The 14,578-nt window shown below is 72.7% G+C and carries 13 protein-coding genes; 6 read left to right on the top strand and 7 right to left on the bottom strand.

Annotated features, from left to right (window positions below; translation table 11 throughout):
• Window positions 1-8 precede the first annotated feature (8 nt).
• Window positions 9-764 (bottom strand): SIS domain-containing protein, encoded by a 756-nt coding sequence (locus tag ACH4D3_RS14575; protein WP_398321472.1) that lies wholly within the window; start codon window positions 762-764, stop codon window positions 9-11.
• A 231-nt stretch (window positions 765-995) separates the two neighbouring features.
• Between ACH4D3_RS14575 and ACH4D3_RS14580 the strand changes: the two genes are divergently transcribed.
• On the top strand, window positions 996-1,688 hold the full coding sequence (locus ACH4D3_RS14580; protein ID WP_052839193.1) for a metal-dependent transcriptional regulator: 693 nt from the start codon (window positions 996-998) through the stop codon (window positions 1,686-1,688).
• Window positions 1,689-2,187: 499 nt separating this feature from the next.
• The gene (locus ACH4D3_RS14585) at window positions 2,188-3,078 is read left to right on the top strand and encodes an alpha/beta fold hydrolase (RefSeq protein WP_398321475.1); all 891 of its coding nucleotides are present in this window, start codon (window positions 2,188-2,190) and stop codon (window positions 3,076-3,078) included.
• Window positions 3,079-3,085: 7 nt separating this feature from the next.
• On the opposite strand, the gene ACH4D3_RS14590 is transcribed toward ACH4D3_RS14585, so the two are convergent.
• The 3 genes from ACH4D3_RS14590 to ACH4D3_RS14600 all read right to left on the bottom strand — a co-directional run bounded on the left by ACH4D3_RS14590 (window position 3,086) and on the right by ACH4D3_RS14600 (window position 6,322).
• Complete coding sequence (locus ACH4D3_RS14590; protein ID WP_398321478.1) at window positions 3,086-4,738, bottom strand: transporter; 1,653 nt, start codon at window positions 4,736-4,738, stop codon at window positions 3,086-3,088.
• On the bottom strand, window positions 4,735-5,526 hold the full coding sequence (locus ACH4D3_RS14595) for an ABC transporter ATP-binding protein (protein WP_398321481.1): 792 nt from the start codon (window positions 5,524-5,526) through the stop codon (window positions 4,735-4,737). The genes ACH4D3_RS14590 and ACH4D3_RS14595 overlap by 4 nt, the downstream gene beginning before the upstream one ends.
• A 142-nt stretch (window positions 5,527-5,668) precedes the next feature.
• Window positions 5,669-6,322 carry a bifunctional DNA primase/polymerase gene (locus tag ACH4D3_RS14600; RefSeq protein ID WP_398321484.1) on the bottom strand — a complete coding sequence of 218 codons (654 nt, stop codon included), beginning with the start codon at window positions 6,320-6,322 and terminating at the stop codon, window positions 5,669-5,671.
• A gap of 304 nt (window positions 6,323-6,626) precedes the next feature.
• On the opposite strand from ACH4D3_RS14600, the gene ACH4D3_RS14605 reads away from it, so the two are divergent.
• Window positions 6,627-8,012 (top strand): transcriptional regulator, encoded by a 1,386-nt coding sequence (locus ACH4D3_RS14605; RefSeq protein ID WP_398321487.1) that lies wholly within the window; start codon window positions 6,627-6,629, stop codon window positions 8,010-8,012.
• Between the two features lie 202 nt (window positions 8,013-8,214).
• Window positions 8,215-9,876 (top strand): hypothetical protein, encoded by a 1,662-nt coding sequence (locus tag ACH4D3_RS14610; RefSeq protein WP_398321490.1) that lies wholly within the window; start codon window positions 8,215-8,217, stop codon window positions 9,874-9,876.
• A gap of 12 nt (window positions 9,877-9,888) precedes the next feature.
• On the opposite strand, the gene ACH4D3_RS14615 is transcribed toward ACH4D3_RS14610, so the two are convergent.
• Window positions 9,889-11,205, bottom strand: a complete 1,317-nt coding sequence (locus tag ACH4D3_RS14615) for an ABC transporter substrate-binding protein (protein ID WP_398321493.1) — start codon at window positions 11,203-11,205, stop codon at window positions 9,889-9,891.
• Window positions 11,206-11,321: 116 nt separating this feature from the next.
• Between ACH4D3_RS14615 and ACH4D3_RS14620 the strand changes: the two genes are divergently transcribed.
• Together ACH4D3_RS14620 and purU are read left to right on the top strand one after the other, a co-directional pair.
• Window positions 11,322-11,822 (top strand): hypothetical protein, encoded by a 501-nt coding sequence (locus ACH4D3_RS14620; RefSeq protein ID WP_385347579.1) that lies wholly within the window; start codon window positions 11,322-11,324, stop codon window positions 11,820-11,822.
• A 47-nt stretch (window positions 11,823-11,869) separates the two neighbouring features.
• The gene (gene purU, locus ACH4D3_RS14625) at window positions 11,870-12,763 is read left to right on the top strand and encodes a formyltetrahydrofolate deformylase (RefSeq protein WP_398321496.1); all 894 of its coding nucleotides are present in this window, start codon (window positions 11,870-11,872) and stop codon (window positions 12,761-12,763) included.
• Between the two features lie 50 nt (window positions 12,764-12,813).
• On the opposite strand, the gene ACH4D3_RS14630 is transcribed toward purU, so the two are convergent.
• Entirely contained in the window at window positions 12,814-13,599 is a 786-nt protein-coding gene (locus ACH4D3_RS14630; protein WP_398321499.1) for an ABC transporter permease, read from the bottom strand.
• Window positions 13,596-14,567 (bottom strand): ATP-binding cassette domain-containing protein, encoded by a 972-nt coding sequence (locus tag ACH4D3_RS14635; RefSeq protein WP_398321502.1) that lies wholly within the window; start codon window positions 14,565-14,567, stop codon window positions 13,596-13,598. Before ACH4D3_RS14635 ends, ACH4D3_RS14630 begins: the two co-directional genes overlap by 4 nt.
• Window positions 14,568-14,578 lie beyond the last annotated feature (11 nt).

Here is a 14,578-nt window from a genome sequence, read left to right on the forward strand (position 1 = left end):
GGGCGTGTTCAGCGGCGGTAGAAGATGCGCTCGCCGTACTGCTCCAGTACGCGGCGGTTCCATTCGTGGCCGCCGTCCACGTTGCCCGAGCGCAGCAGCGGGGGCTCGATGCCGCGGTCGGCGAGGGTGGCGGCGGCCGTGGCCGTCACGGCCTGCATCAGGGCGGCGGTGACGACCGTGGAGGCGGGCGCGAAGGGCGCGGGGACGGTGTCGAGGGTGAGTTCCGCGTCGCCGACGGCGATCCTGGAGTCCAGCACGATGTCGCAGTGGTCCTTGAGGAAGGTGCCGGAGGTGTGCCGCGACGTCGTCTGCGACGCGTACGCCACCGAGGTCACGCCGATCACCCGCAGGCCGAGGGCGCGGGCGTGCATGGCCATCTCCACGGGCAGGGCGTTGCGCCCGGAGAGCGAGATGATCACCAGGGCGTCGCCCGCGCGGAGCGGCGAGGAGTCCAGCACGGCGCTCGCGAGGCCGTCGACCCGTTCCAGGGCGGAGCCGAGGGTGGCCGGCATGACGTCGACGCCGACGACGCCGGGCACGGTGAGCAGGTTCATCAGGGCGAGCCCGCCGGCGCGGTACACGACGTCCTGGGCGGCGAGCGAGGAGTGACCGGCGCCGAAGGCGAAGAGCCGGCCGCCGTTCTGCACGGTGTCGGCGAGCAGCGTGCCGGCCGCCTCGATGCTGTCCGCCTCCTCGTCGCGCACGCGTCGCAGGAGGTCGATCGCCGCGTCGAGGAACTGACCGGCCGGCTTGTGGTCGCTCATGCGGGGCCCCTTCGGAGTGGCTGCGTCGCGGATCACGGTGCGGTCTGGACCAGTGCGGTGTCAATACGGCGTCAACGCGGCGGGGCGGGCCCGGACAGGCCAGGACGGGCCCGCGGGGCCCGGCTTTTCGCGGCGAGGCACGGTTGTCGGTGGTATGCGTCAGAATTGGTTGCAGGGCCAGCGCACACGCCGGTGGGCCGCAGCCTCCGGCAATCTCATCGAGGGGCACGTATGTCCGGACTGATCGACACCACGGAGATGTACCTCCGCACCATCCTCGAGCTGGAGGAGGAAGGTGTGGTCCCGATGCGCGCCCGGATCGCCGAGCGGCTCGACCAGAGCGGCCCGACGGTCAGCCAGACGGTGGCGCGGATGGAGCGCGACGGGCTGGTGTCCGTGGCGGCGGACCGGCATCTGGAGCTGACCGACGAGGGCAGGCGGCTGGCGACGCGCGTGATGCGCAAGCACCGGCTCGCGGAGTGCCTGCTCGTCGACGTGATCGGCCTGGAGTGGGAGCAGGTGCACGCGGAGGCGTGCCGCTGGGAGCACGTGATGAGCGAGGCGGTGGAGCGCCGCGTGCTCGAGCTGCTGCGGCACCCGACCGAGTCGCCGTACGGGAACCCGATCCCGGGCCTGGAGGAGCTGGGCGAGACCGACGGGGCCGATCCGTTCCTGGACGAGGGGATGGTCTCCCTGGCCGACCTCGACCCGGGGCTGGAGGGCAAGACGGTCGTCGTGCGCCGGATCGGCGAGCCGATCCAGACGGACGCGCAGCTGATGTACACGCTGCGCCGGGCCGGGGTGCAGCCCGGCTCGGTGGTGAGCGTGACCGAGTCGGCGGGCGGCGTGCTGGTGGGCAGTGGCGGCGAGGCCGCCGAGCTGGAGGCGGACACCGCCTCCCACGTGTTCGTCGCCAAGCGCTGACCGCGCCCGGAGGAGACCGTCGTCCGGGGCGCGTTGATTCGGGGTCCCTGTGCGCCGAATCGCAGCGGCCGGGCGGTTCGCGTGCGAGGCTGTCGCGTGAGGCACCGGACATGAGGGGCTCTTGGCCGCGGCTGACAGCGATGTCGCCGGGCCGGAGAGGGGGAGGGGCATGCCGGAGAGACGGAGAGGGCCCCGGCGCCGTGTGGCGCCGGGGCCTGTCCTCCCCTGTGCTGACCTGGAGCCCCGAGCTCTCAAGGTCAATCCCCTCGGACCGTTTTCCCCGAGCGGTCCGCCTCCCGTTGAAGATCTCCCCTGGGCGGCGGCGATCAATCCCTGAGCGGTGTCACTCGAATGAGGGGTGTTGCTCGGCGGGACGGCTTTTTCGAATGGGTATTCGATAAGCTTCGATACTCTGCACGGCAGGCAGGACACGGTTCACAGGACCGGCCGGACCGCGAGGGCGGGCGGGTCCGAGCGGAGCTTGGGGGTGCCAGGACCTATGGCGCGGCGCATCGACGTGACCGGCGCGGGCGGCGTACGCCTCGCGGCCTGGGAGTTCGGCGACCCTCCCAAGACCGACCGGGGCCACGACCCGGCCACCCCCGCGTCCGGCGCCCAGGACCGGCCCGGCGTCCTGTTATTGCACGGCCTGATGGGCCGCGCCTCGCACTGGGCCCCCACGGCCCGCTGGCTCTCCGCCCGCCACCGCGCCGTCGCCCTCGACCAGCGCGGCCACGGCCGCAGCGACAAGCCCCCGCGGGCCGCCTACACCCGGGAGGCCTACGTCGAGGACGTCGAGGCCGCCCTGGAGCAGCTCGGCCTCGGCCCGGCCGTCCTCATCGGCCACGCCATGGGCGCGCTGACCGCCTGGCAGCTCGCCGCCAAACGCCCCGACCTGGTCCGCGGCCTGATCATCTGCGACATGCGGGCCTCCGCCCTCGGCGCCGCCTCCCAGCACACCTGGACCGAGTGGTTCCGCGCCTGGCCGGTCCCCTTCGCCACGCTCGCCGACGTCCGCAAGTGGTTCGGCGAGGACGACCCGTGGGTGGAGCGGCCGAACCCGGCCCGCGGCGAGTTCTACGCCGAGGTGATGGCCGAGTCCCCGGACGGCTGGCGCCCCGTCTTCGAACCCGGGCAGATGCTGCGCTCCCGCGAGACCTGGGTCTACGACGCCCACTGGGAGGAGCTGGCCCAGGTGCAATGCCCCACCCTGGTCGTGCGCGGCCTGGACGGCGAGCTGGGCCGCGCCGAGGCCCAGGAGATGGTCCGGGTCCTGCCGAGCGGCCAGTACGCGGAGGTCGCCGACGCCGGTCACCTCGTCCACTACGACCAGCCGGAGGCATGGCGGGCGGCCATCGAGCCGTTCCTGAACGCCCTCGGGGACGCCTGAGCGCCCGTCACCCCTTGCTGACCGCCGTGAGGATCTCCGGCAGCCGCCCGGCCGTGCGCGGCGCGGCCAGCCGCAGGCCCAGCAGCGTCAGCACCGCCCCGTACACCGCGCCGACCGGCAGCAGCACCCAGGCCGTGTCCGCGGCGCCCTCGCTCACGTTCAGCCAGATCGTCAGCGCGATCACGGGCGCGCACAGCAGGGCCGCGCCGATCATGCCGCCGAAGATCGAGACCCAGGCCAGCCCGACCTGACCGGGGGCGACGTTCTTGTAGCCCTCCTGCGGGATGGAGTACGGGAAGCGGGCCGAGGTCCAGGCGCCGGTCGCCAGCATCGCGCCGAGCAGCGCGAAGGACAGCCCGAGCGCCTCGGGCAGGGCCCGCCAGTCGTCGAGCAGCGCGGTGGTCAGCACCGTGACCAGGGTGGCGTACGGCAGCGTGATCAGCAGCAGCGCCAGCGCGCGGGCCCGCAGCTCGACGTAGGCGTCCCTGGTCGAGGAGATCGTCATCGCGACCATCCAGAACGCGGACGTGTCCTGCCCGAACTGGTTGTACATCTGGATGCCGAGCATCCCGGCCGCGAAGCAGGCGAAGTAGACCGAACCGGTGCCCTGCCAGGCGTTGAACACCGGCACGATCAGGCCGATGGCCAGCGAGGTCACCCACGCGGCCTTGGTCTTCGGGTCGCGCCACACATAGCGCAGGGTGCGCTCCATGGTGGTGCCGGTACGGCCGGCCGGAAGCCACCGGGCGAGACCGGCCGACCCGCGCTCGCGCACCGGCCCGGTGTCGCTCTGGAGCGTGGAGCCGTCGGGCGCCGTCATCAGCCGCGTCAGATGCCGGGCCCACACCCGCAGCAGCAGCACCAGCGCCGCCGCGGTCAGCGCCAGCTGGGCCAGCGCGGTGCCGTACGACCCGTCGCTCGCCGCGTCCATCGCGCCGACCGCCGACGCGGGCGGAATCCAGCGCACCACGTCGGCCACCGGATCCAGCTCGCCGAGCCCCGCCGAGCCCAGCCGCTGCGCGCCGAAGTTGACGAGCTGCGCGCCGACCGCGACGACCAGCCCGCTCAGCACCGCGAGATCGCGCCCCTTGCGGCTGGTCAGCAGCCGGACGTTGGCGGCCGCGACGGCCCGCGCGAGGGTCACGCACACCAGCAGCGCGAGGGCCGCCCCGACGACGCCGACGGCGTAGGCCGCCTCGCCGTGCGCGACCGCGACCACGGAACCGGCGAACACGCACAGCGTGAACAGCGGCCCGATGCCCACCAGCGAGGACGTGAGCAGTGCCCGCACCAGGGGCCCCGGCCGCAGCGGCAGCATCACCAGCCGGGTCGGGTCGAGCGTCTCGTCGCCGCCGGGGAAGAACAGCGGCATCACCGCCCAGCCCAGGGCGAGCACCGCGGCGAGCAGCACGACCAGCGAGTCCACGTGCGCGTACCCGCGCAGCGCGATCAGGCCGACCAGCTGGAGCGCGGCGAACAGCAGCACGAGGACGGCCGAGGCGATGTAGGCGGCCCGCCGCCCGCCGGACTGCCGCAGCCCGTTGCGCAGCAGCGACAGCTTCAGCCGTACGAAGACGGGCGTGATGGAGGAGCCGGACGGGACCGTCGGGCGCTGCGGTCCCGGCGGGACGGGGGCGGCCGGTGTGGTCCGCGTGCTCATCGGGACCCGCCGCCCAGCCAGTCCAGGTCCGACCCGGCGTCCCGGCCGCCCGCACCGACGAGTTCGAGGAACGCCTCCTGCAACGAGGCTGCCCCGCCGCGCACTTCGGCGAGCGTGCCGGTGGCCCGGATGCGGCCGGCGGCCATCACGGCCACCCAGTCGCACAGCGACTCCACCAGCTCCATGACGTGCGAGGAGAAGACGACGGTGGCGCCGGAGGCGGTGTAGCGCTCCAGGACGCCCCGGATGGTCTGCGCGGAGACCGGGTCGACGCCCTCGAACGGCTCGTCCAGGAACAGCACTTCCGGATTGTGCAGCAGTGCGGCGGCCAGGCCGATCTTCTTGCGCATGCCGGTCGAGTAGTCGACGACCAGCTTGTGCTGGGCCCCGGCGAGGTCGAGCACGTCGAGGAGCTGGGTGGCCCGCTTGTCGACCTCGTCGCCGGGCAGCCCGCGCAACCGGCCCGTGTAGCCGAGCAGCTCCCGCCCCGACAGCCGCTCGAACAGCCGCAGTCCCTCGGGGAGCACCCCGATCCGGGCCTTCACCTCCACCGGATCGCGCCACACGTCGTGCCCCACGACCTCGACCGTCCCCTGATCGGGGCGCAGCAGCCCGGTCACCATGGAGAGCGTGGTGGTCTTCCCGGCCCCGTTGGGCCCGACGATCCCGATGAACTTCCCGGCCGGCAACTCCAGATCGATCCCGCCCACGGCCACTTGCTGCCCGAACCGCTTCCAGAGCCCCCGAACCCGCACGGCGCTGTCGCTCACCACATCTCCCTCCGTCAACGAGAACCCTACGGGGGAGCAACGCCCCTGAAAGGGGCGCGGGGCTGTGTCGGTATGCGGCTCCGCCGCGTGGGCGCGAGCAACCACGAACCGGCCCGCAGCCGCCAAAAGCACAGCAACCCGGCAGAGGAAAGGGTGCCCCCTAACGATCCCTGCCGCACGCATACGCCAACGGCGAGACCAGCTCCTCCACGTCCGGCAGCCACCGGTTCACCGCGGTCGGCCGGCAGGCCCACTGCACGGCCCCCCGCGTCCCGATCCGCGTAGGCGGCGCCGCCACATACGCGCCCTCCCCGAGCACGCCCAGATCGAGGGCCCGGGGCGCCCACCCCAGCCGCCGCACGAGATCCGGCACCTTCGCCCCCGCCCCCGGCAGAACGAAGAACCGCATCCGCCGGTCCGGCGCCAACGTCACCGGCCCCAGCGTCAGCTCCATCCGCTGCATCCGGGCCAGCGCCAGGAACCCGGCCGTCTCGGGCACGTCGATCGCGTCGAACGTCCGCCCCGTGGGCAGCAGGATCGACGCCGACTGCTGCTTCTGCCACATCCGCCGTGCGACGGTCGCGCTGCCCGTCGCCTGCGCCGCCCAGTCCTCGCGCGCCGGGTGCGCGCCCGGCGCGGCGCACGCCGGGTCCCCGCAGGAGCAGTGCTGCACCCCGTCGCCGGGCACCAGCCAGGTGCCGGGAAACACGTCCCAGTGACGCTCCTCGGCGTAGCGAACGGCGGTCTCCAGCAGCGACGTACCGCGCTGCTGCCGGATCTGGGCGGCTTCGGTGCCGGGGATGGTCTCTTCCACGTGGAACTCAACTCCCGGGCCCACCAGGGGTTACGGGGGCGGCGCGCGCGGGGGAGGTGCATCGGTACGGCATTCGGGGCGCATGGGTGCATACGTGGGGGCGCGCAGGAGGATTCACCGCGGGAGCTGGGTAGCCAGGACTGGGGCCGGCACCGGCCGTTACCCCGGCAATCCTCGCAAGCTTCGCAAGTCTCGCATTGTTGGCACATCGACGGGGCATTGATCTTCACGGGCCGGATCCTCTTCGTCCAACGATCCGCCGGGACAGCACCGAGACCGCATGAGACCGCATGGGGGTTACGCCATGGCCGCAAGGCCTCTCGTCGCGCGGCAGCCGAACGAACGACTGCAGGCGCTCATTCAGGAAGCGGGCTGCTCGAACGCGGGCCTCGCCCGCCGGGTCAACGTGTGCGGGGTCGAGCACGGTCTCGACCTGCGGTACGACAAGACCTCCGTGGCCCGCTGGCTGCGCGGACAGCAACCGCGGGGCCGGGCACCGGCGATCATCGCCGAGGCGCTCGGACGCAAGCTCGGCCGCACGGTCACGATCGACGAGATCGGCATGGCCAACGGCAAGAACCTCGCGTCCGGCGTCGGCCTCCAGTTCTCGCCGACGGTACTGGGGGCCATCGAGCAGGTCTGCGAGCTGTGGCGCAGCGACGTGGGGCGCCGGGACTTCCTGTCCGGTTCCTCCGTCGCCGCCTCGGCGCTCGTCGAGCCCAGCCGGGACTGGCTGATTTCCGCCCCCGACCCCCAGGTGTCGCGTTCGGCGGGACCGCGGGTGGGCCACTCCGACGTGGCGGCCGTGCGGGCGATGACGCAGGCCCTGACGGACCTGGACCACCAGTACGGGAGCGGGCACGTGCGCCCCGTTCTCGTGCACTACCTGAACAGCGTCGTCTCCGGGCTGCTGGCCGGCTCCTACCGGGAGGCGGTCGGACGGGAGTTGTTCGCCACGGTCGCGCGACTGACCGAGCTGGCCGGATACATGGCCGTCGACACCGGCCAACCCGGCCTCGCCCAGCGGTACTACATCCAGTCGCTGCGACTCGCACAGGCGGCCGGGGACCGCGGCTACGGCGGGTACGTGCTGGCCGCCTCCATGAGCCACCTCGCCGCGCAGCTCGGAAACCCGCGCGAGATCGCGCAGTTGGCGCGGGCGGCGCAGGAGGGCGCACGCGGGCGGGTCACGCCGCGCGCGGAGTCGATGTTCCACGCCGCCGAGGCCCGCGGCCACGCGCTCCTGGGCGACGTTCGGGCGGCCCACGAGGCGGCCGGGCGGGCGGTCGGCGCGATGGAGTCGGCCGATCCGGCCGCCGGGGACGACCCGGTGTGGATCGCGCACTTCGACGAGGCCTATCTCGCCGACGAGTTGGCGCACTGCCACCGGGACCTCGGCCAGGCGGACGCGGCCGCCCGCTACGCACGGCAGTCCCTGGACGGGCACCCCGAGTCGCGGGCGCGAAGGCGGGCCATCGGCCATGTGCTGTTGGCCACGGCCCAGGTGCAGCAGCGGGAGATCGAACAGGCCTGCAGCACGGCGACGAGGGCGGTGGAACTCCTGGAGACCCTGCGCTCGAACCGGGGCGCCGAATACCTGGACGACTTCCAGGCCCGGCTCGAGCCGTACCGGGAAGAAGCGGTGGTCAGGGAGTTCGGCGCCCGGCTCGATCTGCAGGCCGCCGCGTGAGCGGCCGGGGCGCGGAGTGAGTGAACACGCGTGAAACTCCGCCGCGGTGAGCGGAAAGGGACATCAACAGCGTGGCGCGTCCCGGTTTTGTTACGGCTGTCACAGGGAAGGAGTTGTCGCCCCGGGCGGCGTGGCAGTGGGCTCGGGGGACCCGGTAGCGTGAGCCGACGATTCCGAAGGTCCCCCATTCGTAGGAGTCCCGGTGACGCAGAGTGGACAGGGCGAGGAGCCCTCGGCGCGGCAAGCGCACGAAGGCATCGTGCTGCCCTCGGACGGTGGCGAGCCCTTGCTGCCCGGCCTGGCCGGCGCTGCCGCCGGCCCCCAGGGCGGTGGCCCGGCACCCGCCTCGGCGCCGCCCGGTGGCCAGGCCTGGGACCGGCCCTGGGGCCCCGAGCAGCAGCAGAGCCCGGCCCCCGGCCAGGAATGGCCCACGCCGCCCGCGGCTCAGCCCTGGAACGCTCCGGAGCACCCGCGGCAGCCCGCACCGCAGGCCTGGGCGCCCGCACAGGGCGCACAGTCACCGGCCCCCGGCGCGCTGCCGCCGCAGGCCGGACCCGGCCCGCTGCCTCCGGAGGGCGCGCTCCCCCCGTCGTACGGGACGCCGCCGGGCGACCAGTCCTACGGCGCGCAGCCGCCGTACGGGCAGCAACAGCAGCAGCAACAGCACTCGTACCAGCAGTACCCGCAGCACGGCGCGGGTGTCGCGCCGCTGCCGCCCGCCGACGAGGGCGCCACGCAGTACATACCGCCCGTCGCGCCGCCCGCCGACGAGGGGGCCACCCAGTACATACCGCCCATCGCGCCCGCGGGACCGGGTGCGCTGCCGCCGGAGAGGCCCGCGCAACCGCACGCCGCCGAGTCGACGCAGTATCTCGGCCAGGCACCGCAGTACCCCGTGCAGCCCACGCCCGCCGCACCCGCGCCCCATCCCGACGCCGAGGCCACGCAGTACATCGCGCCCGTGCCCGGCGGCCCCGCCGGCGCCCCGTTCGGCGCCGGGCCCGGACCCGACGAGGACCGCCAGCCGCCCGCCGAGTTCGACAACCTCTTCCGCGGTGCCCCCGGCGCCGACGGCCCGGCCTCGGCCACCCAGCAGATGCCCCGCTTCGACGCGCCCCAGGCGCCGTACCCCGGCGACCAGCCCGGGTACGCCCCGCAGGGCCCGGTCGGCGGCGGTGGCGGTGGCAGGCGGCGCGGTCCCGACGACGGCGCCGGCGGCGGGCGCGGCGGCCGTACCGGCTCGCGCCTGCCGATCCTCGCGGCCGTCGGCGTGGGCATCGCCGTCATCGGGGTCGGCGCCGGAGCGATGATGGCCGGCGGGGGAGAGGACGAGGACAAGGGCGGCAACCAGACGGTGTCCGCCACGGCCCCCGCCTCCGAGTCCGCGTCCGCCGAGGCCTCCCCGACGGTCGATCCGGTCCGGCAGCAGGCCGTCGAGCTGGACAAGCTGCTCGCCGAGAGCGGCACCGGACGCACCACGGTGATCAACGCCGTGGGCGACGTGAAGACCTGCGACAAGCTTCCCCAGGCGGCCAAGGACCTGCGCGAGGCCGCCAAGCAGCGCAGCGGGCTGGTCGACAGCCTGTCCAAGCTGTCGGTGGACAAGCTGCCCCGGCACACCGAGCTGACCACCGCGCTCACCAAGGCGTGGCAGGCCTCCGCGTCGGCCGACAACCACTACGCGGCCTGGGCCGACCGGACGGCCGGCAAGAAGGGCTGCAAGAAGGGCAAGGCCGCCACCCAGCCCACGGCGGCCACGCGGGCGAGCGGCACGGCCACCAAGGAGAAGGCCAAGGCCGCGACGCTCTGGAACGCCATCGCCAAGAAGTACGGCCTGACCGAACGGCAGCCCACCCAGCTGTGAGCGGGCCCTCGCTCAGGCCACGTCCGCGTTCTGCAGGGTGCGGGTGGTGTCCACGGCGCCGCCGCGGGCCGAGACCAGGCGGCCCTCCCGCACGACCTGGAGGGTGACGTCGGCGTTGACCAGGCGGGGAAAGCCGACCGAGGCCAGCTTGTCGGCGAACGTCCACCGGAGGTCGGGGGTGAGCCCGCCCGTGCCGATCTCCGGGCCGTCGTCGAGGGCCCGCCGGACGGTGTCGGCGCTCACCTCGCCGTCGCCGAGCGACTCGACGACCTGCTTGAGCACGGTGTACGCGATCCAGGTCGTCTGCACCCCGGCGTCGGCCGCGTCGACGTCGTTGTCCTCGAACGCCTGCTCCTTGATCAGCCGCTTCAGACCGTCCCAGGCCGGGTCGCTCACCGCGGGGTACCAGCCGGTGACGTACGCCCCTTCGTAGGGCCCGGACGCGCCGCCGCTCGCGTTGATCGTCGTCTGGTCCACGCTGCCGAGCACGGTCGCCGTCCGGACGTCGGTACGGTCCTCGCGGGCCCGCCGGAAGGAGTCCATGAAGGTGCCGGTGCGGTCCCCGAGGACGGGCACCACGCACCCCGGCTCCGCGGGGTCGCCGCCGCTTCGCGCCAGCGCCCGCTCGGCCTGGTCGTCGTACGCGGTGGCGTCCTCGGCCGCCCGCTGGTCGTGGGACCGCTCGTGGCCGCCCGAGGTCAGCCCCGAGTCCAGCAGCGCGGCCAGCTGGTCGCCCGCGATCGTGTCGGGGCGGACCAGCGTCACCGGCCCGCAGGAGTCGGCGAGCGCGTCGCCGAGCCCCGCGAGCAGCGCCGGCTGGCCCCCGTTGACCGGGTACGACAGCGGGCTGGTGAACTCCGTGTTGGTGAGGCCGTACCCGCCGATGTACGGGATGCGGGCGCCCTCGAGGATGGGGAAGAAGGAGTCGGCGTACTGGCTGTAGGAGCCCACCACGGCGACCGCGTTCTCCTTGACGGCACGGCGGGCGCACTTCGCGGCGGCCACGCTGTCGTTGTGGTCGTTGCAGGTCAGGACGTTGAGCTTGCGGCCGCCGAGGCCGCCCTGGGCGTTGATCGAGCGGGCGTAGGCCCGGGCGAGCGCGGGCATGCCCGGCTTGTTGGTCGCGCCGGTGTCCTGCGGCGCCCAGGTCATGACGGTGATCGGGTCGTCCCCGGAGCCCCCCGTGGCACCGGGGACGACCCCGCAGCCGACGGCGAGTGACGCGCACGCCACCAGCGCGCCCGCGGACAGGACGCCGGTGCGGGTGGCCCGGGAGCGGCCGCGGGGGCCGCCGGGGGGAGTGCTGCGGATGGGTCGCCTGCCGGTCATGTACCCGCACGATTCCGTCACGCGGCCAACCGGGGAGTGACCTGCGGTCAACGTGTGGTGACGCGGAGGTGAATTGCGGGGGCCGGCGAGGCGCGGCGAAGAGGAACGTAGGATCGATGACCGTGCAAGGTTCGGAGAACTCTTCCCGTCGCGGCCGTCGCTCCACCACCATGGGCGGCATGCCACTCAACGACATGCCGTGGTGGCGCTGGCGCAGTCAGGTGCGCTCCGCGCTGCACATGCTCTCCGCCCCCGCCTTCCAGCAGGACGTCTGGCTGGCCGGCGTCGAGGGCTACGGAGACGTCACCGATGCCGTGTACCGCCTGGTGGAGGACACCTGGCTGGACCACTGGTCGGCCGAGAAGTACGTGGGCACGGTCTTCCGCGACTCGCAGGAGGCGGCGCTGGTCGACACCGCCGTGCTGCGGGTCCTGCGGATCATGCACCAGGTCGGGCCGGACGCACCGGTGACCGCGTACCTGGAGCACGCGGACTGGCCGGAGGCGGTGCGGGCGGCGCGCGACGCGCACGTACGGCTGGCCACCAGCGACGGCGAGGACCCGGAGGCGCAGCCGCGCACGCTCGAGGTGCTGCAGATCCTCACCCGGTCCGCCTGACGGGACGGCAAGCGGTCCGGGAGGCCGGATATGGGACCCTGTGCTGCATGAACGCGCAGTCCTCCGCCGCCGTCCCGTCGGCCGACGTCCCGGCCGACCAGTACGTCCTCACCCTGTCCTGCCCCGACAAGCAGGGCATCGTGCACGCCGTCTCGAGCTACCTGTTCATGACCGGCTGCAACATCGAGGACAGCCAGCAGTTCGGGGACCACGACACGGGTCTGTTCTTCATGCGGGTCCACTTCTCGGCCGGTGAACCGGTGACCGTGGACAAGCTGCGCGCCAGCTTCACCGCGATCGGCGACGCCTTCCACATGGACTGGCAGATCAACCGGGCCGACGCGAAGATGCGCGTCGTGCTCATGGTGAGCAGGTTCGGTCACTGCCTGAACGACCTGCTCTTCCGCGCCCGGATCGGCGCGCTGCCCGTGGAGATCGCGGCGGTGGTGTCCAACCACACCGACTTCGCGGAGCTGGTGGGGTCCTACGACATCCCCTTCCACCACATTCCCGTGACGAAGGACACCAAGCCGGAGGCCGAGGCCCGGATCCTGGAGATCGTGCGCGAGGAGAACGTCGAACTCGTCGTGCTGGCCCGCTACATGCAGGTCCTCTCGGACGACCTGTGCAAGGCGCTCAGCGGCCGGATCATCAACATCCACCACTCCTTCCTGCCGAGCTTCAAGGGCGCGAAGCCGTACCACCAGGCGCATGCGCGGGGAGTGAAGCTGATCGGTGCGACGGCGCACTACGTGACGGCCGACCTCGACGAGGGGCCGATCATCGAGCAGGAGGTCGAGCGGGTCGGCCACGACGTCACGCCCGATCAGCTGGTGGCGATCGGGCGTGACGTGGAGTGCCAGGCGCTGGCGCGGGCCGTGAAGTGGCACGCGGAGCGGAGGATCCTGCTCAACGGCCGCCGGACGGTCGTCTTCGCCTAGGACCGGTCCCACCGGCCCCAGGCGATCGACGGTCGCTCCGGTCGCTCCGGTCACTTCGGGTCGCTGTTGAACTTCGAGGTCGCCCAGACGTAGCCGAGCACGGTGAGGGCGAGGCACCAGACGAGGGCGAGCCAGCCGTTGTGGCCGATCCCGGTGCCGAGGAGGAGGCCGCGCAGGGTCTCGATGGCGGGCGTGAACGGCTGGTACTCGGCGATCGGCTGGAACCAGCCCGGCATCGAGTCGATGGGGACGAAGGCGCTGGAGATCAGTGGCAGGAAGATCAGCGGCATCGCGTTGTTGCTGGCGGCCTCGGCGTTCGGGCTGATCAGGCCCATCCCGACCGCGATCCAGGTCAGCGCCAGCGTGAAGAGCAGGAGCAGCCCGAAGGCCGCCAGCCACTCCAGGGCGGTTGCGTCGGTGGAACGGAAGCCGATGGCCACACCGACGGCCCCGACGAGGATCACGCTCAGGATCGACTGCACCACGCTGCCGACGACGTGCCCGACGAGTACGGAGCCGCGGTGGATGGCCATGGTCCGGAAGCGGGCGATGATGCCCTCGGTCATGTCGTTGGAGACGGAGACCGCGGTGCCGATCGTGGTGGACCCGATGGTCATCAGGAGCAGGCCGGGCACGAGGTAGGAGACGTAGTCGGAGCGGTCGCCGCCGCCGATGCCGGCACTCATCGCGTCCCCGAAGACGTAGACGAAGAGGAGGAGCAGCATGACGGGTGTGAGCAGGAGGTTCAGGGTGAGGGAGGGGTAGCGGCGGGCGTGCAGGAGGTTGCGGCGCAGCATGGTGGAGGAGTCGCGCACGGCGAGGCTGAGATTGCTCATCGGAGGGTCTCCTTCAGTGGGTGGGTCTGGGTGGGGACGGCGGTGGGGACGGTGGCGGTGAGGGCGAAGAAGACGTCGTCGAGGTCGGGGGTGTGGACGGTGAGTTCGTCGGCCTCGATGCCCGCGTCGTCGAGGCGGTCCAGGACGGTGCGCAGGTCGCGTTGGCTGCCGTTGCTGGGGATCTTCAGGGTGAGGGTGTCGTTGTCGCCGGTGCCGTGGGGCAGGGCGGTGGTGGCGTCGCGGTAGGTGGTGGGGTCGGTGAAGCGGAGCCGGACGTGTCCGCCGGGGACGATCCGTTTGAGTTCGTCGGCGGTGCCTTCGGCGGCGATCTTTCCGTTGTGGAGTACGGCGATGCGGTCGGCGAGTTCGTCGGCCTCTTCCAGGTACTGGGTGGTGAGGAAGACGGTGACGCCGCTGGTGACGAGGGCGCGGATGATCTGCCACATGGTGTGGCGGGAGCGGGGGTCGAGGCCGGTGGTGGGTTCGTCGAGGAAGATGATCCGGGGGGCGCCGACCAGGGTCATGGCGATGTCCAGGCGGCGTTTCATGCCGCCGGAGTAGGTGGCGGCGGGCTTGTTCGCGGCCTCGGTGAGGTCGAAGCGCTCCAGGAGTTCGGCGGCGACCCGCCGGCCCTCGCGCCGGGGCAGGTGGTGCAGGTCGGCCATGAGGAGCATGTTCTCCTCGCCGGTGATCAGGCCGTCCACGGCGGAGAACTGGCCGGTGACCCCGATCGCGCCGCGCACGGCCTGCGGAGCGGCGGCGAGGTCGTGGCCGCCGACGCGGATGTCGCCGGCGTCGGGGGTGACTAGGGTGGAGAGGATCTTGACGGCGGTGGTCTTGCCCGCGCCGTTCGGGCCGAGCAGGGAGAAGACCGTTCCTTCGGGGACGGCCAGGTCGATGCCGTCGAGGACGGTCTTGTCGCCGTAGGACTTGCGCAGTCCGTTCGCGGTGATGGCCGGGCTGGTCATGACTGCTGCTC

The sequence above is a fragment of the Streptomyces sp. NPDC018026 genome (assembly GCF_044327745.1).
GTDB lineage: Bacteria > Actinomycetota > Actinomycetes > Streptomycetales > Streptomycetaceae > Streptomyces > Streptomyces rubrogriseus.